This is a genomic window from Nocardia sp. NPDC005366 (assembly GCF_040606855.1).
Taxonomy (GTDB): domain Bacteria; phylum Actinomycetota; class Actinomycetes; order Mycobacteriales; family Mycobacteriaceae; genus Nocardia.
The window spans coordinates 62,480-85,392 of sequence record NZ_JBEXFQ010000012.1; the positions used below are offsets into that span (position 1 = coordinate 62,480).

26 protein-coding genes and 1 other RNA gene are annotated in these 22,913 nt (G+C 68.6%); 12 read left to right on the forward strand and 15 right to left on the reverse strand.

Annotated elements, in window-relative coordinates:
• Positions 1–103 precede the first annotated feature (103 nt).
• The 3 genes from ABZS43_RS16125 to ABZS43_RS16135 form a co-directional block, all read right to left on the reverse strand.
• On the reverse strand, positions 104–289 hold the full coding sequence (locus ABZS43_RS16125) for a hypothetical protein (RefSeq protein ID WP_355036664.1): 186 nt from the start codon (positions 287–289) through the stop codon (positions 104–106).
• 159 nt (positions 290–448) lie between these two features.
• Entirely contained in the window at positions 449–964 is a 516-nt protein-coding gene (locus tag ABZS43_RS16130) for a gamma carbonic anhydrase family protein (RefSeq protein ID WP_355036665.1), read from the reverse strand.
• On the reverse strand, positions 961–1,941 hold the full coding sequence (locus tag ABZS43_RS16135; protein WP_355036666.1) for a helix-turn-helix domain-containing protein: 981 nt from the start codon (positions 1,939–1,941) through the stop codon (positions 961–963). Before ABZS43_RS16135 ends, ABZS43_RS16130 begins: the two co-directional genes overlap by 4 nt.
• Positions 1,942–2,012: 71 nt before the next feature.
• Between ABZS43_RS16135 and ABZS43_RS16140 the strand changes: the two genes are divergently transcribed.
• Together ABZS43_RS16140 and ald are read left to right on the forward strand one after the other, a co-directional pair.
• The gene (locus ABZS43_RS16140) at positions 2,013–2,780 is read left to right on the forward strand and encodes an MBL fold metallo-hydrolase (protein ID WP_355036667.1); all 768 of its coding nucleotides are present in this window, start codon (positions 2,013–2,015) and stop codon (positions 2,778–2,780) included.
• A 133-nt stretch (positions 2,781–2,913) separates the two neighbouring features.
• Positions 2,914–4,029 (forward strand): alanine dehydrogenase, encoded by a 1,116-nt coding sequence (gene ald, locus ABZS43_RS16145; protein WP_355036668.1) that lies wholly within the window; start codon positions 2,914–2,916, stop codon positions 4,027–4,029.
• A 25-nt stretch (positions 4,030–4,054) separates the two neighbouring features.
• On the opposite strand, the gene sigJ is transcribed toward ald, so the two are convergent.
• Together sigJ and ABZS43_RS16155 are read right to left on the reverse strand one after the other, a co-directional pair.
• Positions 4,055–4,996 carry an RNA polymerase sigma factor SigJ gene (sigJ, locus tag ABZS43_RS16150; protein WP_355036786.1) on the reverse strand — a complete coding sequence of 314 codons (942 nt, stop codon included), beginning with the start codon at positions 4,994–4,996 and terminating at the stop codon, positions 4,055–4,057.
• 153 nt (positions 4,997–5,149) lie between these two features.
• The gene (locus ABZS43_RS16155; RefSeq protein ID WP_355036669.1) at positions 5,150–5,572 is read right to left on the reverse strand and encodes a TIGR03618 family F420-dependent PPOX class oxidoreductase; all 423 of its coding nucleotides are present in this window, start codon (positions 5,570–5,572) and stop codon (positions 5,150–5,152) included.
• Between the two features lie 131 nt (positions 5,573–5,703).
• Between ABZS43_RS16155 and ABZS43_RS16160 the strand changes: the two genes are divergently transcribed.
• Positions 5,704–6,615, forward strand: a complete 912-nt coding sequence (locus ABZS43_RS16160) for a cobalamin biosynthesis protein (RefSeq protein WP_355036670.1) — start codon at positions 5,704–5,706, stop codon at positions 6,613–6,615.
• A 97-nt stretch (positions 6,616–6,712) separates the two neighbouring features.
• Here ABZS43_RS16160 and ABZS43_RS16165 read toward each other — a convergent pair whose 3' ends face one another.
• Together ABZS43_RS16165 and ABZS43_RS16170 are read right to left on the reverse strand one after the other, a co-directional pair.
• Complete coding sequence (locus ABZS43_RS16165; protein ID WP_355036671.1) at positions 6,713–7,576, reverse strand: SURF1 family protein; 864 nt, start codon at positions 7,574–7,576, stop codon at positions 6,713–6,715.
• Positions 7,576–8,076, reverse strand: a complete 501-nt coding sequence (locus tag ABZS43_RS16170) for a low molecular weight protein-tyrosine-phosphatase (RefSeq protein ID WP_355036787.1) — start codon at positions 8,074–8,076, stop codon at positions 7,576–7,578. The genes ABZS43_RS16165 and ABZS43_RS16170 overlap by 1 nt, the downstream gene beginning before the upstream one ends.
• Before the next feature lie 44 nt (positions 8,077–8,120).
• Between ABZS43_RS16170 and cobC the strand changes: the two genes are divergently transcribed.
• The 6 genes from cobC (at position 8,121) to ABZS43_RS16200 (ending at position 14,556) form a co-directional block, all read left to right on the forward strand.
• Positions 8,121–9,173, forward strand: coding sequence for an Rv2231c family pyridoxal phosphate-dependent protein CobC (cobC, locus tag ABZS43_RS16175; protein WP_355036672.1), 1,053 nt, complete (start codon positions 8,121–8,123; stop codon positions 9,171–9,173).
• 21 nt (positions 9,174–9,194) lie between these two features.
• Positions 9,195–10,319, forward strand: coding sequence for a Nif3-like dinuclear metal center hexameric protein (locus tag ABZS43_RS16180; RefSeq protein ID WP_355036673.1), 1,125 nt, complete (start codon positions 9,195–9,197; stop codon positions 10,317–10,319).
• A 134-nt stretch (positions 10,320–10,453) separates the two neighbouring features.
• Positions 10,454–11,098 carry a hypothetical protein gene (locus tag ABZS43_RS16185; RefSeq protein ID WP_355036674.1) on the forward strand — a complete coding sequence of 215 codons (645 nt, stop codon included), beginning with the start codon at positions 10,454–10,456 and terminating at the stop codon, positions 11,096–11,098.
• A 265-nt stretch (positions 11,099–11,363) separates the two neighbouring features.
• Positions 11,364–12,101, forward strand: coding sequence for a C4-type zinc ribbon domain-containing protein (locus tag ABZS43_RS16190; protein WP_355036675.1), 738 nt, complete (start codon positions 11,364–11,366; stop codon positions 12,099–12,101).
• A gap of 211 nt (positions 12,102–12,312) precedes the next feature.
• Positions 12,313–13,488, forward strand: a complete 1,176-nt coding sequence (locus ABZS43_RS16195; RefSeq protein WP_355036676.1) for a bifunctional RNase H/acid phosphatase — start codon at positions 12,313–12,315, stop codon at positions 13,486–13,488.
• 363 nt (positions 13,489–13,851) lie between these two features.
• Positions 13,852–14,556 (forward strand): hypothetical protein, encoded by a 705-nt coding sequence (locus tag ABZS43_RS16200; protein ID WP_355036677.1) that lies wholly within the window; start codon positions 13,852–13,854, stop codon positions 14,554–14,556.
• A gap of 165 nt (positions 14,557–14,721) precedes the next feature.
• Here the strand turns inward: ABZS43_RS16200 and ABZS43_RS16205 are convergent, their stop codons facing one another.
• The 4 genes from ABZS43_RS16205 to ABZS43_RS16220 form a co-directional block, all read right to left on the reverse strand.
• Positions 14,722–15,006, reverse strand: coding sequence for a hypothetical protein (locus ABZS43_RS16205; RefSeq protein ID WP_355036678.1), 285 nt, complete (start codon positions 15,004–15,006; stop codon positions 14,722–14,724).
• Positions 15,007–15,088: 82 nt separating this feature from the next.
• A complete protein-coding gene (locus ABZS43_RS16210; RefSeq protein ID WP_355036679.1) occupies positions 15,089–15,667 on the reverse strand; it encodes an NUDIX domain-containing protein in 579 nt (192 codons plus the stop codon).
• Positions 15,668–15,718: 51 nt separating this feature from the next.
• Positions 15,719–16,237, reverse strand: coding sequence for a TrmH family RNA methyltransferase (locus ABZS43_RS16215; RefSeq protein ID WP_355036680.1), 519 nt, complete (start codon positions 16,235–16,237; stop codon positions 15,719–15,721).
• Positions 16,238–16,373: 136 nt separating this feature from the next.
• Entirely contained in the window at positions 16,374–17,261 is an 888-nt protein-coding gene (locus ABZS43_RS16220) for an alpha/beta fold hydrolase (RefSeq protein WP_355036681.1), read from the reverse strand.
• A 75-nt stretch (positions 17,262–17,336) separates the two neighbouring features.
• Here ABZS43_RS16220 and rnpB point away from each other — a divergent pair.
• An RNA gene (rnpB, locus tag ABZS43_RS16225) (RNase P RNA component class A) lies at positions 17,337–17,767 on the forward strand.
• An 80-nt stretch (positions 17,768–17,847) separates the two neighbouring features.
• Here rnpB and ABZS43_RS16230 read toward each other — a convergent pair.
• On the reverse strand, positions 17,848–18,246 hold the full coding sequence (locus ABZS43_RS16230) for a hypothetical protein (protein ID WP_355036682.1): 399 nt from the start codon (positions 18,244–18,246) through the stop codon (positions 17,848–17,850).
• Between the two features lie 444 nt (positions 18,247–18,690).
• Between ABZS43_RS16230 and ABZS43_RS16235 the strand changes: the two genes are divergently transcribed.
• Complete coding sequence (locus ABZS43_RS16235; protein ID WP_355036683.1) at positions 18,691–19,005, forward strand: hypothetical protein; 315 nt, start codon at positions 18,691–18,693, stop codon at positions 19,003–19,005.
• Between the two features lie 3 nt (positions 19,006–19,008).
• Positions 19,009–20,445: an RNB domain-containing ribonuclease gene (locus ABZS43_RS16240; protein ID WP_355036684.1), complete on the forward strand. Its 1,437-nt coding sequence runs from the start codon at positions 19,009–19,011 to the stop codon at positions 20,443–20,445.
• 24 nt (positions 20,446–20,469) lie between these two features.
• Here ABZS43_RS16240 and ABZS43_RS16245 read toward each other — a convergent pair whose 3' ends face one another.
• The 3 genes from ABZS43_RS16245 to ABZS43_RS16255 are packed head-to-tail and all read right to left on the reverse strand — an operon-like array spanning position 20,470 to position 22,785.
• Positions 20,470–21,375 carry a CHAD domain-containing protein gene (locus ABZS43_RS16245; protein ID WP_355036685.1) on the reverse strand — a complete coding sequence of 302 codons (906 nt, stop codon included), beginning with the start codon at positions 21,373–21,375 and terminating at the stop codon, positions 20,470–20,472.
• 4 nt (positions 21,376–21,379) lie between these two features.
• On the reverse strand, positions 21,380–22,342 hold the full coding sequence (gene pip / locus ABZS43_RS16250; protein ID WP_355036686.1) for a prolyl aminopeptidase: 963 nt from the start codon (positions 22,340–22,342) through the stop codon (positions 21,380–21,382).
• The gene (locus tag ABZS43_RS16255; protein WP_355036687.1) at positions 22,342–22,785 is read right to left on the reverse strand and encodes a hypothetical protein; all 444 of its coding nucleotides are present in this window, start codon (positions 22,783–22,785) and stop codon (positions 22,342–22,344) included. The genes pip and ABZS43_RS16255 overlap by 1 nt, the downstream gene beginning before the upstream one ends.
• Positions 22,786–22,913 lie beyond the last annotated feature (128 nt).

Below are 22,913 nucleotides of genomic sequence, written 5' to 3' on the forward strand. Positions count from 1 at the left end.
GGCAGGCGTTGCCGTGGCCACGGGATTCGCCGAACCCTGAGTGGAACGCGCAACAAGCATCTCACTGTGTCGACCGCCCTGTCCGGCGTTCACCGCGAAGCGGCTACGGGTGGGGGAGATCCAGGTCGGCCATTTCCTGTTCGATCGCGTTGGCCGCGAAATCGACGCCACTCGAGCGCAGTTCGTGGACCCGGCGCTGTAGCGCCTCGATGCCGCCCGGTTGCGCCGCGATATCCGCGACACTGATCCGCCCCTTCGGCCGGTGCATATTCGTATCCCCATACGACACCGTGATACCTCCTAGCCTGCGCGCCACGCCGCTTGCCACCGGGGTAACCCCTCGATGAAACAGCTGGACAACGTCTCGGCCAGAGCCCCCGGGACGCCGGGCCCGCAATCAAAATGTTATCAGCGGTTCGTCCTGGTCATTTGAACAGTGTGCGATGTCTCACACAATCTTCGCGTCCCGGTGACCGGCCATATTGTGCAGGTACACGGCGCTGTTGAGGCGGATGCCGTCGCGTTCGGCCTCGCTCAATTCCCGGCGCACCTTGCCCGGCACGCCGGCCACGAGCGAACCCGGCGGAATCTGCGCGCCCTCGGGAATCAGCGCATTGGCCGCGATCAGGCTGCCCTCGCCGATCACCGCGCCGTTGAGCACGGTCGCGCCCATGCCGATCAGCACGTCGTCGCCGACCGTGCAGCCGTGCAGAATCGCGTTATGTCCCACCGAAACTCCCGAACCGACGGTCAACGGGAAACCCGGGTCGGCGTGCAGCACGCAACCGTCCTGGATATTGGTCTTGGTTCCGACGATGATGTCCTCGAGATCCCCGCGCAGCACGGCGCCGTACCAGACGCTGACCTCGCCGCCCAGTTTCACCCGTCCGATCACCGTGGCGTTGGGCGCGATCCAGGAACTGTCATCGATCTCCGGGGCGACGCCGCCGAACTCAATCCTCATGGGGGCAACTTAGCCGACCGGAGACAGCGTCGATCCGGGGTGCGGAACTGCGCCCGGTGCGCGGCCGGACTGGTGCCGAGGATGCGGTGGAAATGATGACGAAGACTGACCGCGGTCGTGAATCCGGTGGCCGCCGCGATATGGTCCACCGTCTCGTCGGTGGATTCGAGCAGGAGGCGGGCGCGGTCGGTGCGCTGGTGCAGCAGCCACTGCTGCGGGCTGCTTCCGGTGCGTTCGCGGAACCGGCGGGTGAAGGTGCGCCGTGACATGAGGGCGATCCGTGACCAACTGTCCAAGTCGACCGGATCGCCGAGATGGGTCCGAGCCCATACCATCGCACGCTCGATCGCGTCGTCGTCCGCGTCGTCGGGGACGGCGACCGGAATGTACTGGGCCTGGGAACCGCTGCGATGCGGTGCGGTGACCAGGGCGCGGGCCAATTCGGTCGCCGCGCGACTGCCGAGATCCGACCGGACCAGATGCAGACAGCAATCCAGTGCCGCGGCCACTCCCGCCGAGGTGACGACGTCGCCGAGATCCGACCACAGCGTGTCGGCGCGCACCAGGACGGCCGGATAGGCCAGGGCCAGATCGGGGGCCGCCGCCCAGTGGGTGGTGATCTCACGTCCGTCGACGAGGCCGCTCGCCGCGACCGCCCAGGCGCCGAGGCACAGGCCGACTATTCGTGCGCCGCGGGTGTGCGCGGCGCGCAGTGCCGCGCACAGTTCGGCGGAGACGCCCTCGCCGGAAAGCCAACTGGGGATCACCACGGTGTCGGCGGTCTCGAACGCCTCCAGTCCGTGTTCGACCGTGATATCGAAACCCGCCGGGGTGCGCAGAGTTCCGGGCCGTTCCGCGCATACTCGCACCGCATACGGTGCGGCGCCTCCGGCTCCGACGCGGCCGAAGACCAGGGTGGGCACCGAGAGGTGGAACGGGCTGATGTCGTCGAAGGCCAGAACCGCCACGGTGTGCATGGCCCGATCTTAGCGGTGAGTGGCTTGCGGGCCACTGTAAATGGCGTTCGTCTCCGCGCACCATCGACGTCATGACCGACACGATCACCCACACCACAGTCGAAGCCCTCCACATCGGCGGCCCCACCCTGCGCCTGCGCTACGCCGGACTCACCTGGCTCACCGATCCCACCTTCGACGCGCCCGGCGACTACCCCGGACCCGTCACCTTGCACAAGCTCAGCGGGCCCGCACTCGGACCGGAACAGGTCGGCGCGGTCGACGTCGTACTGCTGTCGCACGATCAGCATGCGGACAATCTCGACATCGCCGGTCGTGCCTTCCTGACGGGTGTGGAAACCGTGCTGTCTACCTCCGAAGCCGCCGGGCGAATGCACGGCGTTCGGGCATTGGAGAATTGGGAGACCCTCGTGATCGGTGAGGTGCGGGTGACCGGGGTGCCCGCGCTGCACGGGCCGCCGGGGTGCGAACCGATCAGCGGCGTCGTCACCGGATTCGTGCTCGAGGCCGCCGATCAGCCGACGATCTATATCTCGGGCGACAACGCGTCGGCGGATCTGGTGGGCGAGATCGTCGGCCGCGTCGGCCGCATCGATATCGCGATCCTGAATGTCGGCGCGGCCAATGTCGGAATCTTCGGCGACAGCGACGGCACGCTGAACGCGCGCACCGCGCTGCGGGCCGCCGAACTGCTCGGCGACGCGGTGATCGTGCCGGTGCACGCCGAAGGATGGGCACATTTCAGCGAGACGCTCGACTATCTGGCGCGGGTGTTCGACTACGCGGGCCGTGGCGGGCGGCTGCGGATTCCGCGGGCGGGGGAGGCGATGGCGATCTGACCGGTCCGCGCGGACAATTCTTCGCCTCGATCGACGGTTTCGCGCAGGATCATCGGGAAGTGTCCGCGCAGGCCGGAAGACCATCGCGCGCGCCGTCATGGCGAACACCCCCGACGTGGGCCACGATGGCCCTATGAAGATCGGAGTTCCGCGTGAGATCAAGGAGCAGGAGTTCCGGGTCGCGCTCACACCCGCCGGTGCAGGGGAACTGACCAGACACGGGCACGAGGTGCTGGTCGAGGCGGGGGCGGGAGCCGGGTCGGGGTTCGGCGACGGCGACTACCTCGCGGCGGGCGCGCGGCTCGCGCCCACGGCCGAGCAGGTATGGCGGACGGCGGATCTGATACTGAAGGTGAAGGAGCCGATAGCGCCCGAGTATCCGCGCCTGCGGCCGGGGCAGGTGCTGTTCACCTACCTGCATCTGGCGGCGTCACACGAATGCACCGAGGCGATCCTGCGCTCCGGAATAACGGCGATCGCCTACGAAACCGTCCGCGCGGCGGACGGCTCGCTGCCGCTTCTCGCGCCGATGAGCGAGGTCGCCGGGAAGCTCGGCACCCAGGTGGGGGCGTACCACCTGATGGCGCCGCTCGGCGGCGCCGGGGTGCTGCTCGGCGGCGTACCCGGGGTTCGTCCCGCCGACGTGGTCGTGCTCGGCGGCGGTGTCGCCGGAACCGATGCCGCGACCGTGGCGGTGGGGATGGGTGCGCGGGTGACCGTCCTCGACACCAACCTGTCCCGCCTGCGCGCACTCGACGCCCGCTTCCGCGGTCGGCTGACCACGGTGGCGTCGAACGCGGTCGAGGTCGAGCAGGCGGTGCTCGGCGCGGACCTCGTGATCGGCTCGGTGCTCGTGCCCGGCGCGCGGGCCCCGAAATTGGTCTCCGAAGAACTCGTCGCCCGCATGCGCCCCGGTTCGGTACTGGTCGACATCGCGATCGATCAGGGCGGGTGCTTCGAAGGTTCGCGCCCGACCACGCATGCGAATCCCACCTTCCGCGTGGGTAATTCGCTGTACTACTGCGTCGCCAATATGCCCGGCGCGGTACCGCACACCTCGACTGTCGCGCTCACGAATGCCACCATGCCCTACGTCCTCGCCATCGCCGACGGCGGCCTGCGGCAGGCGCGCGTGGCGCGTCCGGAGCTGACGACGGGCGTGCTGGCCGAAGAAGGGCGCTTGCTGTCGGCGGAAGTGGCCGCTGCACATGGCTATTCGACGTCGCCGAGGATGGGATCGGTCGGGTAGACGGCATATCCGGATGCCCGGTCGATCACTCGGCGTCCGGCCCCAAGTACCAGTCCGGGACACCGCCGGTCGGGAGATCGCGCAGTTTGTCCGGGTTGCGGATGACGTTGATGGCGACGATGCGGCCCGCGTCGACGGTGAAATCGAAGACGCCGACGTGCGTGCCGTCGAAAACGACGAGGCCGGGATTGCCGTTGACCAGCACCGCGCGGCCCCACCCGCCCTTCGCGGAAGGAGCGTGGTACCAGCCGAGCAGCATCTTGGCGATGAGTTCGGCTCCGTGCACCGGTTTCCGGATGGCGGGCACCTTGCCGCCGCCGTCGGCGGTGAGGCTGACGTTGGTGTCCAGCACGCCGAGCAGTGCGCTCAGGTCACCGGAACGCCACGCGAGCGCGAACGCCGACACCACTTTCTCCTGCTCATCGGCCGAGGCGGGGAAACGCGGGGTACCGTCCTCGACCCGCTTGCGCGCGCGGGAGGCCAACTGCCGCACCGCCGCCGGTGTCCGCCCCACCACTTCGGCGACTTCGGGACCGCTCATGCCGAACACATCCTGTAGCACGAAGGCGGTGCGCTCGGCGGGTGAGAGCGATTCGAGGACGACGAGCAGCGCGGTGGTGACCCGCTCGTCCTGGGCCAGCCGATCGGCCGGATCGTCCCAGGTGGTGACCTCCGGTTCGGGCAGCCACTCGCCGACGTACTGCTCGCGGCGGGCCCGCGCCGAACCGAGATAGTCCAGGGCGAGCCTGCCGGTGACGGTACTCAGCCAGGCGCGCAGGTTGTCGATCTCGTCGGCCTTGCCCGCCGCGTGCTGGCGTTGCAGCCGCAACCACGCCTCCTGCACCACGTCGTCGGCATCGGTGAGACTGCCGAGCGTGCTGTAGGCGAGTCTGCGCAGATACGGGCGATGCTCCTCGAAACGCCGAGCCAATTCGGCGGCGTCGAGAGGTTCGGCCGGTTTGTCGATCACTGGCACCCACCGTTTCGGTCACGCCCGCCCCTGGCTGGGCGGATCTTTGTCGGATGTGGTCACCAGGGTGACGATGCGGGCTTACCGAGTGTGACATCGCGCGGTCGCGACCCGATCACCGTGCGTCGGCGTGATCGGGGTGTCGCGTGGTCAGGACGCCCAGGGACCGATGCCGCCCACTTTGTCGACGCGAATGCGGGTGAGGAAACCGGGCGGAGCGTTGTCGGGCGGGAAGCCCACGTCGGGGGAGGCGAGGGTTTTCGCGAGTTCGGCGAGCAATTCCGGCGCACCGCCCTCGACGATGCGGGCCGTGCCGGTGATCGCGAGGTAAGGGCGCATGATCTCGCCGCCCTCGCGGGACAGGATGGTCACCGCGACCCGGCCGTCCCTGCGGATATTGCGCACCTTCTGGTACTCGCCGAGGTGCGCGGTGACGAGTTCGTCGCCTTCCGGCGTCGATTGCAGTGCCACCCACACCACACTGACCTGTGGGCTGCCGTTCGGGTTGAGCGTCACCAGCGTGGCATCGGCCCCCGCGCCGATGAGTGTGCGCGCGTCGTCGTCGAGTCTCATGTGCTAGTTCTACAGTGCGCCTGGCGAATTCATTCCCGCCCCGCGACCGCGAACAGGTCGAGGCGCATCCGGTCGTACCCCCGACCGGCGGTGACGCGCCGGGCGGATACCCTCGCCGGATGCAGAAGGGGATGTCGAGAGCGGCCGGGTTGGTACTCGGTTTCGCGCTCGATCGCGTGTTCGGTGATCCGCGCCGCTGGCATCCGGTCGCCGGATTCGGCACGGCGGCACAGGCTCTGGAGCGGCGGACCTACGCCGACGGACGCGCGGCCGGGGTGGTGCACGAGATCGTGGCGGTCGGGAGCGTGCTCGGCATCGGGCTGCTGCTGCGGCGCGGCGGGGTCGCGGCGACGGCATCGGCCACCTGGACCGTGCTCGGCGGACACAGTCTCGCGGGGACGGGACACGAGATGGCCGATCGGCTGGAATCCGGCGATCTGGCGGGGGCGCGGGCATTGCTGCCGTCGCTGTGCGGACGTGACCCCGAGGTACTCGACGCGGACGGGTTGGCGCGCGCCGCGCTCGAATCCATCGCCGAGAACACCTCCGACGCGACGGTGGCGCCGCTGCTGTGGGGTGCGGTGGCCGGGGTGCCCGGACTGCTCGGTTACCGCGCGATCAACACCCTCGACGCGATGATCGGCTACCGCGACGCGCGTTATCACCGCTTCGGCTGGGCCGCCGCGCGGACAGACGATGTGGCGAACCTGCTGCCCGCGCGGGTCACCGGCTTGCTCACCGCGGCCCTCGCCCCGGTGGCAGGCGGCCGTCGCGCCGACTCGCTCGCCGCGTGGCGACGTGACGCGGCCCGTCACCCCAGCCCGAACGCCGGTGTGGTCGAGGCGTCGATGGCGGGTGCGCTCGGAATCCGACTCGGCGGACTCACCCGGTACCGCCACGGCGTCGAATCGCGTCCGATTCTCGGTGACGGACCCGCGCCCACCGTCCCGGATCTGCGTCGCGCCGTGCGCATGTCCGAAGCGGTGCAGGCGGCGGCGGTGCTGTTGGCCGCCGGGTGGGCGCTCGCCGCGGGACGGCGCTGAGGCGAGGCCGGGACCGTGGCGGGTCGGCGAACGATCCCGCGGTGTCTGTGGAGCCGAGCCGGGCCGGACGCGGGTTCGAGCGGTTCGGTGGCCGATGTCAGGATCGGGTGTGACCGTAGCGGTCGGCCAGACGATCCCGCGGTGTCTCCCGAGCGGGGCCGGACGCGGGTTCGAGCGGTTCGGTGGCGGTCGGCCCGGCGGCGGCCTTGTCCCTGCGGCGTTCGCGGATTTCCGCGTACACGAAGTAGCCCAGTCCGAGCGGCGCCATGATGCCGAACGCCAGCCATTGCAGCCCGTACGACAGGTAGGGGCCCGCATCGAGTTGGGGCAGCGGTGTGGGGGAGAAAGCGCCCGGCTGGTTCTCCGACAGCTGGAGGTAACCGCCCCGGTCCCCGGTGGGGATCGCGGTGAGCGGCACCCCGAGAACACTCGTCGCCTGGGTGGTGTCGATCGAGTAGACCTGCCGGAAACCGTCTTCGTTCAACGGATCCTTACCCGGCGTGACACCTTCGGACATGCGGACGCGTCCCTCGAGCCGCTGCGGTCCGGCGGGCGGATCCGGGATCAGTGGTGGACGCGATGTGCCGTCGACGCCTGCGATCAGTCCGCGATCGATGAGCAGGATCCGCCCGTCGGATAACGCGAAGGCCGCCAGCACCGAGTAACCGGGCGCGCCGTCGAGGTGTCGCAGCCGGACCAGCGCGGTCGAATTCGGCAGATAGCTGCCGGTCGCGGTGACACGTCGCCATTCGATGCCGCCGGCGGTGTCGTCGAGCATGGTGGTGATGTCGACCGGGTCGGCCCGCACCGAATCCGCGATCAGTTGATTGCGATGCGAGGTCGAGGTGTTCTTGCCGAGCTGCCACGGCGCGAGCACCGTGAAACACAGGTAGGCGAACGCGACGACCAGCACGCCGAGGATGAGCCAGCTCGGCCGCAGTAGGAAGGTGATCCTGCGCATCAGCGGGATCCGCCGGGTACCGCTTCGCCCAACGCGGCGTAGGTCCACTCCATCAGGCCGGGCATGGCGGCTTCGATCTGCTCGCGGACGATCTCGAAATCCGAGGTGTCGCCGTAGTACGGGTCGGGGACGTCGGCCCCGTCGGCGTCCGGATCGAAACTGCGCAGAAGCCTGCGGCGATCGGAGGGCACACCGACCTCGGCCAGTGCGCGTTCGTGGCCGCGGTCGAGGGCGATCAGCAGGTCGGCGCCGCGGTGCTCGGGGCCGAGCGCCGCCGCCGCGTGCCCGATCGGGTAGCCGCGTCTGCGCAGTGCCGCGGTGGTGCGAGGGTCGGCCTCGTCGCCGACATGCCAGCCGCTGGTACCCGCACTGCTCACGCGCACCCGGTCGGCGAGACCTGCCTCGTCGAGATGGTGCGCGAATATCTTCTCCGCCATCGGCGAACGGCAGATGTTGCCGGTACAGACGAACGATATATGCAGCTCACCCACGACAACCATTCTGGCCGGTGACGCCACGACGCCGCCACGTAGGGTGTGAGATCGTGCCCTCCGACACGGTCGATCACGCGAAACTGCGCCACCACGGCGATGTGGACGCGCGCCCGGGCATGCTCGATTTCGCGGTGAACGTGCAGGGCAGCGCTCCGCCGCCATGGCTGCGTGACCGCCTCGCGGCCTGTCTGACCGATCTCGGTCGTTATCCGAGCGCCGCCGCCGACCTGGCCGCGCGCTCGGCCGTCGCGGCCAGGCACGGTCGCGACCCCGGGGAGGTATTGCCGCTGGCCGGTGCGGCCGAGGGGTTCGCGATGCTGCCCCGGCTCGCGCCGAGGCTGGCCGCGGTGATCCATCCGTCGTTCACCGAGCCGGAGTTGGCGTTGCGCGAGGCGGGCATACCGGTGACGCGGGTGCTCCTCGAACCGCCCTACACCCTGGACCCGGCCGCCGTACCGGAGGACGCCGACATGGTGGTCCTCGGCAATCCGACCAATCCGACCTCGGTTCTGCACGCCGCGGACACCATCCGCGCGCTGCGCCGCCCCGGCCGCATCGTGGTGGTGGACGAAGCCTTCGCCGATGCCGTGGTCGGTGAGCCGCAATCGCTCGCGGGTGTCGCGACACCGGATGTGCTCGTTCTGCGCAGTCTCACCAAGACCTGGGCTCTCGCGGGTCTGCGCTGCGGATATTTCCTCGGTGCGCCCGATCTACTGGCCCGGCTCGGCCGAGGCCGCCCGCACTGGCCGCTCGGCACACTGCAACTGGAGGCGATCACCGCGACCGCCGAACCCGCCGCCGTCGCGTGGGAGCAGCGACGCGCGGCCGTGATCGCCGACGAACGCGACGCCATGGTCCAGCGCCTGACCGCCCTCGGCGTGTCCGTGCACACCCCCGCCGACGCCCCCTTCCTGCTGCTGCGGGTGCCGGACGGCGAACTGCTGCGCAAACACCTCGCGGATCTGGGTGTCGCGGTCCGGCGCGCCGATACGTTCCCCGGGCTCGGCCCGAACCACCTGCGGGTCGCGGTGCGCGGCGCGGCCGAGGTGGATCGTTTGGTCGCGGCGATCGAACAGTCGGGTTGTACATATCGACAGGCGTGAGCACAGATCAAGGAGAGGCGGATGGTGACGACGCTGGCGGAACTCATCGGGGTGTTGGACGCGGCCTATCCGCCGAATTTGGCGCAGTCGTGGGATTCGGTCGGATTGGTATGTGGTGACCCCGCCGACGAGGTGACCCGGGTCCTCTTCGCCGTCGACGCCACGGCGGAGGTGGTCGACGCGGCGATCGATCAGCGCGCGCAGGCGCTGGTCGTGCACCATCCGCTGCTGCTGCGCGGCGTGGACACGGTGGCGGCCGACACGCCGAAAGGCGCACTGCTGCATCGGCTGATCCGGGAGGGCTGCGCGCTGTTCTCGGCGCACACCAATGCCGACTCCGCCGATCCCGGCGTCTCCGACGCGCTCGCGAATACGCTCGGGCTCACCGTCACCGGTGTGCTCGACCCGAAACCCACCGCCGCCGTTGACAGTTGGGTGGTGCAGGTGCCGCGCACCCATGCCGAGGCGGTGTTGACGGCACTGTTCGCCGGGGGTGCCGGCGGTACCGGCCACTACCGCGACTGTGCGGTACGGGTGCCGAGCATCGGCCAGTTCCGCCCCATGCCGGGCGCGACCCCCGCCATCGGCGCGATCGGTGAACTCCAGCTCGTCGAGGAGGACCGGATAGAGGTCATCGCGCCGCCCGCGGCACGCACGGCCGTGCTGGCCGCCCTGCGCGCCGCCCATCCCTACGAGGAGCCCGCCTATCACGTCACCGAGCAGGCGTCGTTCCCCTCCGGGGTCGGCATCGGCAGGGTCGGGGTGCTGCCGGAGCCGGAAACGTTGCGCGCCTTCACCGCCCGTGTGCGCGCCGCGTTGCCGAAGACCGTGTGGGGGGTCCGCGCGGCGGGTGATCCGGATCGGATGATCGAGCACGTCGCTGTCTGCGGCGGCGCCGGCGACTCCTATCTGGGGAAGGTCGCACGGCTCGGCGTCGACGCCTACGTCACCTCCGACCTGCGCCACCACCCGGCCGACGAGCATCTGCGCGCGGGCGGTCCCGCACTGGTCGATGCCGCCCACTGGGCGACCGAATTCCCGTGGTGCGCCCAGGCCGCCGATATCGTCCGGCGCGCCATACCCGCCGTGGAAACACATGTTTCGAACCTGCGTACCGACCCGTGGACGGTGACCGGCACGGAGTGAAGCACAACGGGACGCCGAGCGTGGCCGTGCCGATGGTGACTTCCAGACACTCGCCGCTGTCCGATTTGCGCGTGTTGCCGGTGTGTCGCGACGTTCACCCGAATCGAATCCCTCGGACCGGGTACAACTACCGCATGAACTACCCGGTGGACTTCGGGTTCGTGCAGATCGGCCTGATTCTGCTCATCCTGATCGCGATTGCGCTGTTGATTTCGGCGTTGGTAATGGTGCGCAAGGTGGGGCCGCGTGTGCTGCTCGGGCGGGGCGCGGGTGGATTCGTCCTACTCGTCGTCGCGGCGGGCCTGCTCTGGATAGCCACTCTCATGCAGACCTATCTCGGATTGAGCGGAGAGATCAAGGCCGCCCACGTGGTGGTGAAAGAGGTTGCCGGGCAGGATCATCAGCTGGAGGTCGAACTCACGCTCTACGGTGACGACAACCATTCGGAGCGCAAGGAGAAGTACCAGGTCCAAGGTGATCTGTGGGTGCTGCAAGCCAATATCGTCGAATTGGAACCGTGGGTGAACGCGCTCGGTTTCCACTCCGGATACGAGGTCAGCCGTCTCTACGGTCAGCGCCTCGACGGTAACGCGACCACCCAGAACCAGATCTTCGTCAACGGTGACGACAAGGATTTCTTCGCCGATATGCGCGAAGGCAAGTGGTACACCGAACCTTTCGTCCGCTCCGCGTACGGCAACGCGGTCATCGCGACACCCGGTGAGTACGACGTCTACATCTCCCGCGACGCCATCAAGACGCGCGCGGCCGGGTCGTAGATCTCCTCGCGGACCGATCCTGTCGGCCGACGCGGGTCGCTCGCCCGCGTCGGTGCCATCCCCGGGCGACCATGTCCGGACTGCGCGGCTCAGCACGGTTGCGCGCCGGGACCGCCGGAGGTTCGACATCCCCGAGCGGGCACGCCAGTGGCCTCGCGTCCGATCGCACCACTGCCGGGGTACGGTTGAGCACTGGTATTCGACGTCCCCGCGGCGGTTCGGGTACCTCCCATCCATCCGATAAACGTTCAGGAGTTTTCCCGCGTTGAATGTCGAACCTCCGATCCAGGCCAAGCTGCTCGAGCTCGCCGCCGTCGACGCCGAGCTGACGCGGATCGCGCATCGCCGGACCGTGCTGCCCGAGCAGCAGGAGGTGGCGCGACTGGAGGCGGAGCGCAATGCGCACAAGGACGCCGCAGTGGCGGTGCAGATCCAGCTGGACGATCTCGATCGCGACATCAAGAAGCTGGAGGGGGAAGTCGACGCGGTGCGCAAGCGCGAGGACCGCGACCGCGGCATGCTGAGCGCGGGATCGGTGAACGCCAAACAGCTCACCGAGATCCAGCACGAACTGGGCAGTCTGGAGCGGCGGCGTTCGGTGCTGGAGGACGAACTGCTCGAGGTGATGGAGCGCCGCGAGGCGTCGGCCTCCGATCACGATCACGCGGGCGCTCGGCTCAGCAAGACCGAGGAGGAGTTGACCGACGCGCAGCATCTGCGGGACGAGGCCCTGGCCGACCTGGAGGTGGCGCAGCGGCGATGCGATAAAGATCGGGCGGAACTGATCCAGCGTTTCCCGGCCGAACTGCTGACCATCTACGACCGTCAGCGCGTCCAGCACGGGGCCGGTGCGGCGCTGCTACAGGCCAGGCGTTGCGGGGCGTGCCGGATCGAACTCGATCGCGGTGAGATCGCGCGCATCGCCAAAACCGCGCCCGATGTGGTCGTCCGTTGTCCGGAATGCGGCGCGATCCTGGTCTGCACCAAGGAATCGGGTCTCTGACCAGTTCGGATGTCGGCGCCGATTCGGGTATGTCGGAAGACGAGCGCTGAGCGCGTTCGCGCGGACACGGCCGAGTCCGGGGGGAAACCGAACCCGCTTCCGGGCGGCCCGGCTAGCGTGACATGGTGGTTGATCGAGCGTGCGAGCGTTCCGGCCGGACCGGCCGGAGCCGCTCGTCATCGGCGTCCGTCATGAGCGAGGAGTTCGGGTAGTGAGTAACGAACACGTGATCGTCGAGGCGGACGGGGGGTCGCGCGGCAATCCGGGTCCGGCGGGCTACGGTGCCGTGGTCTTCGCCGCCGACCGCTCGCGCGTCCTCGCGGAGCGACGCGAATTCATCGGTGTCGCGACCAATAACGTCGCCGAGTACCGCGGGCTGATCGCCGGACTGGAAGCGGCGACCGAATTGGGCGCGCGCACGGTGGACGTGCGCATGGACTCCAAACTCGTCGTCGAGCAGATGTCGGGGCGCTGGAAGATCAAGCACGCGTCCATGATTCCGCTCGCTGATCGCGCACGCAGGCTGGCTGCGGCATTCGACCGGGTGTCGTTCACCTGGATCCCGCGCGCCGAGAACCCCCATGCCGACCGGCTCGCCAACGAGGCCATGGACGACGCCGACATGGTCGCCGAAGTCAGGGAAGCCACCTCGGCGGTCCCGGAGGATCGCGCGGCCGGGCAGACCGCCACCCCTGCCACTACCGCCCCTGCCACTACTGCCCCCGCCGTTAGCGCGCCCGCCGCCACCGCGCCCGGCTGGACCGGCGCCGTCGGCCGCCCGACTCGGCTGCTGCTCTTGCGTCACGGCCAAACGCCCCTGTCCGTCGAGCGACGGTACTCGGGGCGGGGTAATCCGCCGCTCACCGAGATCGGCCGCGAGCAGGCCGCGCGTGCCGCGAAGTCGCTCGCGACCAAGGGTGATATCGCCGCCGTGGTCAGTTCGCCCCTCGGCCGCGCGGGCGAGACCGCCGAGGTCGCGAGCGCCGCGCTCGGCATCCCGGTACGTGTGCTCGACGGGCTGATCGAAACCGATTTCGGTGCATGGGACGGCCTCACCTTCGCCGAGGCCGCGCGGCGCGATCCCGACCTGCATGCCCGCTGGCTCGGCGACACCTCGGTGGCCCCGCCGGGTGGCGAGAGTTTCGACCAGGTCAGGGAGCGGATCGAGGCGGTGCGCCGCGATATCGTCGCGCTGTATCCGGGGCAGAACGTGGTGGTGGTCAGCCACGTGACACCCATCAAGACGCTGTTGCAGTTGGCGCTGGGCGTCGGACCGTCTCTGCTGTATCGATTGCACCTGGACCTGGCCTCGTTGTCGATCGCCGAGTTCTATCCGGACGGCGGTTCGTCGGTGCGACTGGTCAACGACACCTCGTATCTGCACTAGAAACCGTGGTGCGACGGCGTGGTCGGATATCGGCGAAAAGATGGTCAAATGTTCAGTACGGTAGTACATTTCGAGATTCGATCACCCCGGCGCCGGATCACCGCTGTTCGACCGTGAATATGATGTGGCACACGTCGGCGCCGTGGATCGGGCCCGGCGCCTCAACGGCGAGGCGGCCGTCTGCCTGCCGTTCATCCGGCGCTGATAGCTTCGCCGTTCGCGGACTACCTCGGTGCGGGGAATATCGGTGCCGACGGTGGGCGTGCGGGTTGTCGGGGCGATACTGCCATGAGATGTGGTGCGGTCAGGCCCGGGGCGAATCCGGGTGTCGGCCTGTGTTTTTCGAGAAGGAGAGTAACTGCTGTGAAATTCAGAGGGATGGCGGCCGTCGTTGCCGTCATCGCGAGTGTCGGTGCCGCCGTGGCGGGGATGGCGCAGGCTGCGCCGGGGAGTGTGGTCCTCGGCGGTAGTTCGGGCATCGTGTTCGACAACAACTCGGCGTGCTCGCTGACCGCCATCGGCTATGACAACGCCAATCGGCTCGTCGGTCTGACCGCCGGTCACTGCGCGCCCACCGGCGCGCGGTTGGCGTCGGAGAACGCGATGGAGGCGGGCGCGATCGGCGTCGTGGCCTATTCCGACAACGGGGAGGGTCTGGATTTCGCGGTTCTGCAATTCGACCCGGCGAAGGTCACCCCGGCGCGCGTCGTCGGCGCCACCACCATCAACGGCATCGGCGGCCATCCCGAGCCGGGAACCACGGTGTGCTCGAACGGCCGCACCAGCGGTCCCGGATGCGGAGTCGTCTGGGGCAATCTGGACGACACCGTCACCATCAATCAGGCATGCTCCAAGCCGGGTGATTCGGGCGGTCCCGTCACCGTCGGCGATCGCCTGGTCGGCATGAACCAGGGCAGGCTCACCGGCCTCGCCGGTATCGGCTTCGACCTGCCCTGCGCGACGGCGGCGAACCCGATCCACTCGCCCGCGTTCTTCGCGCCGATCGACATCATCCTGGCCGCCGTCAACGCCACCGGTGGCGTCGGCAGCGGATTCCGGACCTTCTGAGCCGATCACATCGCACTCACCGCCGCGCGCCCACGATGGGCCGCGGCGGTGAGTTTTTTCCTACGTCGCCCATCGACGCGCCCGACGATGGTGCGCAGTCGGTCTCCCCGCCATCGGCCGCCGGGCGGTGAATCGACAGCGGGCGGCGAAGCCGCCCTGGAAAGCTCAGTCGAAGACCGCGAGCCGCAGCCGGGATGTGTAATTGCCCGCGCGACCGATGGCGTCGATGGCGGCGTCGAGTTCGATCAGCGCCTCTTCGAAAACCTCCCGGGCACCCGCCACGCAGTACGCGGGCGTGGTGAGCGCGCCGATGCCCTCGGTATCGAGGAGCAGCCCCGAGGCGGGCAGGGCGCGGTAGTCCTCGCTCAGCTCGTCCAAGGCCCGGCGCAAATCGGTCACCTGGGCGAGGAGTCCGGCGCGGCGGGCGTCCAGCGATTGCGGATCCGACATGACGTGCGCTCGATTCTCTTGCGGGAACACGACACCCGCAATCTACCTCGGTGCCGTGCAACGCTCTCCGGCCAGGCGCGGATCAGTCGGCCGAGGTCGTGACCCGGATCGCCGAATCGAGTTTGGCGAGGAAACGCGAGAAATGCGGGTCGCATTCGATGACGGCGAAATCCTCGATATCGAACCACCGGCCCGCATCGAATTCGCCGGGATCGAGGGCGTAGTCGCGAGTGCGATCGCCACGGATGACGTACCAGAGGCTGACGTCTTCGTGCCCGCCGGACCGGCCGACCGTGGTGGTGACGGTGAGGAACAGGGGTTCGGCTCCGACGACATCGAATTCGGCCTCGATGCCCAGTTCCTCGTACGCCTCCCGCCGCGCGGCGGCGAGCGGATATTCGCCGGGATCCAGATGCCCGCCGGTGGGCAGCCAGAGTCCGGCGAGCAGATGCCAGCCGAGAAAGACCGCACCGGCGTCCGGATCGACCAGCACCGCGTACGACACCAGATGTCGTGGGGGCACCGCCGGTTTCACGCGACGGAACACATCATCGGTCGAGGCCAGCCACGCCAGTGTCGTCGCTATATGGGTGCGCTCCAGTTCGTCGAATGCTCGGACCCCGCCGACGATCTCGGCGATTCCCGCCGTCACCGGATTCATGGGTCGTGACAGTAGCGGCGGGCACCGACAATTCTCGATTCGACTTGACACTCAACACAATCCGGCGAGTTTGTACAGCACCAGTGACCCCGCGACCGCGACGTTGAGGCTGTGCCCCGAGCCGACCATCGGAATCTCGACGGCGAAATCGAGCAGGTCGACCCCCTCGGGCGGGATGCCGTCGGACTCGTGGCCGAGCACCATGACGGTGCGTTTGCGGGCCGGTTCGAGATCGGCGAGACGGATGGACTCGTCGGTGAGTTCGACGCCGACGATGGCCGATCCGCCTCGGCGCTGACGTTGCAACCAGCGGTCCACTCGACCGTCGATCCAATGTACGCACGGGGGTGTGCGCAACGTGTTGCCCTGGGCGAGCGCTTCGGGTACCCAGGGCCTGCGCGGTACCACCATGCAGGCGCCGACCGCGTCGCAGGTGCGAAGCAGGGTACCGAGATTGACGCCGTGTTTCGGCCACAGCGGCGCGGCGAGCAAATGGTTCCAGCAGCCGTGCGCGCGCCGACGCCGCTGTCGTCGCAGTTCGGGGCGGGTGCGAACCCGCGCGGCCGTCACGGATGGAAGGGGAGAGCCTTCCCCTGGGAGAGAATGGATTTCATCGAAACGGCGCTTCGCGGCGCACCGGGGCCATCGACGGGAATACTGTCATCGACGATACCCGCCCACCGCTACGCGCACCACTTGCTGTCGCTCACGGTCGCAGGACCGACACCAGGAATTCCGTCTGGTCGTAGACGGCCTGCTCGAAGACGTCATCGAAGTACAGGTCGAAATGCCCCACCGGATACCGCTTGACCACGGCGTGTTTGGTCCGCTCGGCGGCTTTGACGGTCGGTTTCGCCGGGGCGACCGAGTCGTTGTCCGCGATGGCGTAGAACACGGGCATCTTCAGGGCCTTGGCCCGCCGTCCCGGTGCGTCGAAGAGGGCGGGAAAAGCGATGCGCGCGGCCACTTTCGGAAGCCAGGTCGGGCTTTCCTCGGCCAGCCTGCCGTACCCCTCCGGCACGTCGGGGGCGCTCATGAGCGCGGCGGCCCGTTTGCGCCCGGCCAGTTTGATCCCGATCGGTTTGCGGCGGATCGGTCCGATCAGCAGGTCGGTGGCCGCGATCGTGATGACCTTCGTGAGGCTGATCGGGCCCTTGGTCATACTCGAGGCCCATCCGCTGGTGAACGGCACCTGCGCGACGACCGCGGCGATGTAGTCGTCCTCCGGCGCGATGGTGAGTACATGACCGCCGCCGAAAGAGGTGCCCCACAGGGCGATTCGCGTCTTGTCGATACCGCGCAGGGTGCGGGCGAAGGCGATGGCGTTGCGCCAGTCCTCACGCTGCCTGGCGATATGCGGCAGCTGGCGCGGTGTGCCCTGGCTCGCGCCGAAATGGCGGTAATCGAAGACGAGCACCGCCATGCCCGCGGCCGCGAATCGCCGCGCGTACCTGTCCAATCCCATCTCCCTGGTGCCCCCCAGACCATGGCCCATCACCACAAGTGGGCGGGGCTTGGGGACGCCGTCGGGAGGATACAGCCACGCCGCGCATTGCTCCCCGCCCGACGTGAAACTGACCTCGACACGCTCCATGGGCATTTACCGTACTGGGTCGGTTCCGGGTGCGCGGAACGGTGGTTCACCGGTCGCGTACCCTGGGTGCGCGGACGAGTTGGCCGGGCGACCGCGACGCTGGGAACGGGCACGCTGTGCCGCCGCCCGGCGTCGAGGAAAGTCCGGACTCCACAGAGCAGGGCGGTTGCTAACGGCAACCCGGGGTGACCCGCGGGACAGTGCCACAGAGAACAGACTGCCCACGGCCGGGTCGTGTGCGAACACGGCGCGGTCGTGCGGTGAGGGTGAAACGGTGCGGTAAGAGCGCACCAGCGCCCCGGGTGACCGGGGCGGCTAGGTAAACCCCGCCCGGAGCAAGGTCGAAGGTCGCACCGCTCGCGGTGCGACTGCGCAGGTGTTCGAGGGCTGCTCGCCCGAACCTGCGGGTGGACCGCTCGAGGCACCCGGCAACGGTGTGTCCAGATGGATGGTCGTCGCCCGGTGCGAACCGGGAACAGGATCCGGCTTACACGCCAACTCGTCCGCCCCCACCCCCGCCCGGTGGGGGAGATGTGTCCGGCCGCCGTCCTGGGACGTGCGGCCGATCACGGGATATCGCGGGCGACTACCCGCACATGAGTTTGGCCATCTGGTAGATCGCCGCTGCCTCTTCTTTCGTCGCTTCGGTCGAACCGTTCTTCGCCCGCGACACGACGCTGTTGATCACGGCGTCTTCGGATTTACCCGACTTCAGTTCCGAGCAGGTCTGGTTGAGGATCTCACTGATCTGCGTGTCGCTCTTGCCCTGCGCCAGTTTCGGGAACGCGCTCTTGAAGCTGACGACGAATGTGCCCGCCTTCGCGCTGTCGACGATTTGGGCGGCATCGCCCGCGGGCTTGGCCGCGGAGGACGCCGAGGCGCCGGTCGCGGACGCGGAGGAAGTGGAGGTGTCGTCGCTGCAACCGGAGAGGAGCAGAGCGAACACGGTGGCGCTGGCCGCGAGGGCGGCGGAGGTTCTTCTCACGGGCGGGATGCTAGCGGCCCCTGACGAAAGTCGCCTTCCGTGAGGTTAACGGAAGGCGACCATTGCGTGGACCGAAACTGTGAGGTCAGACCGGTTCGATCAGGAATACCTGAGCCCAATAGGCGGCCTGGTCGGGGCCGAGCAACGGCATCAGGTAGTCGAAGATGATCGATGACATCAGTGCGGTACTCCCAATTATCGACGTAACGGGTCAGTTCGGAACGTGCGGGACTTGCTCCGCCCGCGCCGACCGGGAACGTTAGCAGTCGGCCGCGACGCGCCGATGCGCGGCGGTCGCGCGTAACAATTCGCCCCGGACTGGCCGCGAGCGTGATCGACGTCATAGAGTGGTCGCCGTTGGCAAGGCCCGTTGCCGGGCTGCATCGGGCCTTTCGAATTTCGATTGCGGAAGCAGGTCTCAACTCCATGCGGGTAGTTCGTTCTATGGTCGCCGGTGCTCTCATCGCCGGGGCCGCATCGGTTTTCGCCGTCCTGGGCGCAGGGTCCGCCAGCGCGGTCGCTGTGACCCCATTGCCGGGCGGCGTGCAGGTCGATCTCAGCCCGGCCGATACGCAGTGGGTGCACCAGACCCACTTCGGACAGACGATCGCCGGTCTTCCGCATCCGTCGGCTGCCTCCTTCGGCGAGGCGCTGGATTCGGCGGCGGCGGTGTCGTCCACATATCCGACCGGGCGGGTCACGTTCACCGTTTTCGGTCCGTTCAACGAACTGAACGGCACCATGCTGGCGTTGCAGTAGCTAGTGGAACTGCACCAGCGGATTCTCTCGGCGCCGGTCGACTTCGGCGCCATCAGATCCGAATTCGGCCTGGCCTCGACGTATCCCGCCGAGGCCACCGCGGAAGCCCGCGACGCGATCGATGCGTTCGCGGGTGACCGGATCGACCGTACCGATATCGAATTCGTGACGATAGACCCGCCGGGCTCGATGGATCTCGATCAAGCCGTCCATCTCGAGCGCACCGGCACCGGCTTCACCGTGAACTACGCGATCGCCGACATCGGCGCCGTCATCGTTCCCGATGGCGCGCTCGCCCGCGAGGCGGGCGCCAGAGGCCAGACCTTCTACCTGCCCGACACCACCGTGCCGCTGCATCCGCCGGTGCTCTCGGAGGGTTCCGCGAGCCTGCTTCCCGAACAGGTCAGGCCCGCGACGCTATGGACGATCGACTGTGACGAGAACGCCGAACCCCTCCGGTTCTCGGTGGTGCGAGCCACCGTCCGCTCCCGCGCCCGGCTCGACTACGCGGGCGTCCAAGCCGATGCCGACGCCGGTCGGCCCCACCCCTCGATCGCGGCCCTGCCGGAATTCGGTACGCGGCGCATCGAGGCGGGACTTGAACGCGGCGCGATCGGGCTGCGGCTGCCGTCGCAGAGCGTGATCCGCGACGACGCGACCGACGGACATTGGCGATTGGTGCGGGAGCCGCGCACCGCCGCCGACGATTGGAACGAGCAGATTTCGCTGCTCACCGGCATCTGCGCCGCGCGCATCATGGTGGACGGCTCCGGCGGCGAACGCCTGGGACTGCTGCGCACGATGCCGCCCCCGCCCGAATCCGCCATCCAATCCCTGCGCCGCACCGCCGCGGCGGTCGGAATCTCCTGGCCCGCCGATAAACCGGTCGGGCGGATGCTGGCCGAACTCGATCCGAATACGCCCGCCGCCCTCGTCCTCATGTCCGAGGCCACCGGACTGCTGCGCGGCGCCGCCTACACCGTACTCGGCGATGCCGAACTGACGCCGCAAGCGCTGCGGCACAGTGCGATCGGCGCACCGTACGCCCACGTCACCGCACCGTTGCGTCGCCTGGCAGACCGATTCGCCACCGAGATCTGCCTGGCCCGCTGCGCGGGGACGCCGATCCCGGACTGGGTGCGCGAGGGGCTGGCGCCGACCGCCGATGCCATGAAACGCAGCGACGCCGTCGCAGGCAAGGTGGAACGCGCCTGTATCGACCTCACCGAATCGACCCTGCTCGCCTCGCGTACCGGCGACGAATTCGACGCCGTGGTGATTCGCGAGGCCAATGGCAACAGGCCCGCCGAGATCTTCGTCGCCGACCCGCCCGTGCTCGGGCCGTGCGCTGGCTCGCCCCCGGAAGGGTCCGCGGTGCGGGTCCGTTTGACCTCGGCCGATCCGACGACGCGCAAGGTCACCTTCACCTTTCCGGTCTGAGCGCCGACTCCTGTCGGCGCCCGGCTACGGATCTGAGACCAACTGCCGCGGTCTCTTCGACGACACCGCTCGAGCGGCGGCGGGATAGCGGTCGAGTTCGCGATCGGCGGCACTCTGTTCGGCAGCCGCGAGATGCTGGTAGATCGCGGTGGATTCGCCGGCCGCTTCGGCCCCGGCGGCGCGTTCGAGGATCGCTTCGCGCGATTCGACGGCGTCGCGGTGGTCGCCGAGAATCGTCTGGAGGCGTTTGGCGCGCGAGCCGAGTTCGGTCGCCGCGGCGCCGAGCACCTGTTCGGCCGCTTCACATGAATACCGCAGGCGTTTGGCGCTTTTGCGGATGTCGTGGAGTAATTCGACACGGTCGGCGGGGGAGACGGTCGGCTCCGCCCTGATCAGCGATTCGACGCGTTCCTGGTCGCGGTGCAGCACGAATCCGAAGAGTTCGGCTGCGGGCGTGGCGGCGCGCGAGGAGCGCAGCGGAGGCGCGGTTCGCCACTGGATCAGCAGGTCGTGCAGGGTGCGGTAGCGCTCGGTGTCGAGCGCCGCGAGCACATCGGCGTGCGCGGCGTCGTAACGGGCGCGTTCAGCGGCGACGAGCCGGGCGGTCGCCGCCGCGAGTGCGTCCGGGGAGATATCCTCCGGTGACCGGCTCGCGAGCAGCGCGGCGAAGCGATCGGCGCGCACCTCGGCATCACGCGCGACGCCGAGCAGATCCGCCAGCCACTTCAGTTCGGCGGTCGCCGCCGCCACCGGTTCCCGCCGCAACAATGTCTTGTACGACCGCAGCACACTGCGCAGTCGCCGCGTCGCCACCCGCATCTGGTGCACCGAATCCTCGGCGTCGGCCCTGACGTCTGGTTCGGCCGTCGTGAGCCGGTCCACATCGTCGCTCAAAGCCGCGATCAGGCCGGTTCCGGCGGTGATCCCCATGTGCTCACTTCACTTTCGAGAATCCATCGGTCGCCTCGACGAGATGATGGGTGATGCCGGGCTCGTTCGCCGCGTGCCCGGCGTCGTCGACGATGTGCAGCGTCGATCCCGGCCAGGCGCGATGCAGATCCCAGGCGCTGACCGCTGGACAGACGATGTCGTGTCGGCCCTGGACGATCACCGCGGGGATATGCGAGATCGTGCCGAGATCCCGCAGCAACTGGCCTTCGTCGAGGAAGCCGCCGTGGCGGAAGTAGTGGTTCTCGATGCGGGCGAAGGCGAGCGCGAACCGGGGCTCTGCGGTTTCGGCCACCCGGTCCGGTTGCGGCAGTAGCGAACTCGTCGACCCCTCCCAGGTGGACCAGGCGATGGCGGCGGCGGTCGCGATCCGCTCGTCGGGGGAGTGCAGCAGCCGGTGGTAGACCTCGACCAAGTCCTCGCCGCGTTCGGCCTGCGGCACCGGGGCCAGGAACTTCTCCCACTCGTCCGGGTAGACGTACCCGGCCGCGCCGTTGTAGTACCAGTCGATTTCCTTGCGCCGCAACAGGAAGATCCCGCGCAGGACCATCTCGGTGACGCGTTCGGGATATTTCTGGGCGTAGGCGAGGGCGAGGGTGGACCCCCACGAGCCGCCGAACACCTGCCACCGCTCGATGCCGAGATGGGTTCGCAGCGCTTCGATATCAGCGACCAGATGCCAGGTGGTGTTGGTCTCCAGCGACGCGCCGTCGGCGAGGTGCGGGGTGGAGCGACCGCAGCCGCGCTGGTCCAGCAGCACGATCCGGTAGGCGAGCGGATCGAAGAACTGCCGGTGCGTCGGCGAGGTGCCGCCGCCGGGGCCGCCGTGCAGGAATACCACCGGCTTACCGTCGGGATTGCCGCTGGTCTCCCAGTACATCGACTGGCCCGCACCGACATCGAGCATGCCGGAGTCGTACGGCTCGATCGGCGGATACAGCGCGCGCATCACAGCCCCACGATCACCGAGGCCAGATCCGGCGTCGACAGCGCCTCGATGGCCTGCTGGCGGACATCGGCGCAGCTCTTGGAAGTGACGGTATCGACGACGGCCTTGTTGCCGAGGACGTCGATGCCGTACTGAAGCCCCCACGGATGCACGATCAGGTTCATCCCGACTCGGCCGAGCGTCGGTCCCTGCACCCGGAAATTCGACAGCTCGGGCCGGATCGCATCGCACAGTGCCGTGGCCGCGGCATCGGACACCTGGGCCGTGGGTTTCTGGCTACCGCCGCTGCCCGCGCCGGTGCTCGCCTGCGGGGTCGAGGTGATCGAACCCGAACTGCCGGCGGGATTCGGATCGTCGGTGGGTCCACAGGCGGCGAGCGCGGCGGCGGTGAGAACTCCGGCCACGAGCAGCGTGCTGCGGGAAATCCATCGGCTGTGCGGCATCGGGTACCTCTGATCGTGTCGATATGGTCGATGCCGAGTGTGCCATTGATTCGACCGCTCCGGTGCGCGCCCGCGATGGCGAGGTCGCCCGCCGCCGTCGCGGAGCGCGTCGACCGGTTCGGCAACCG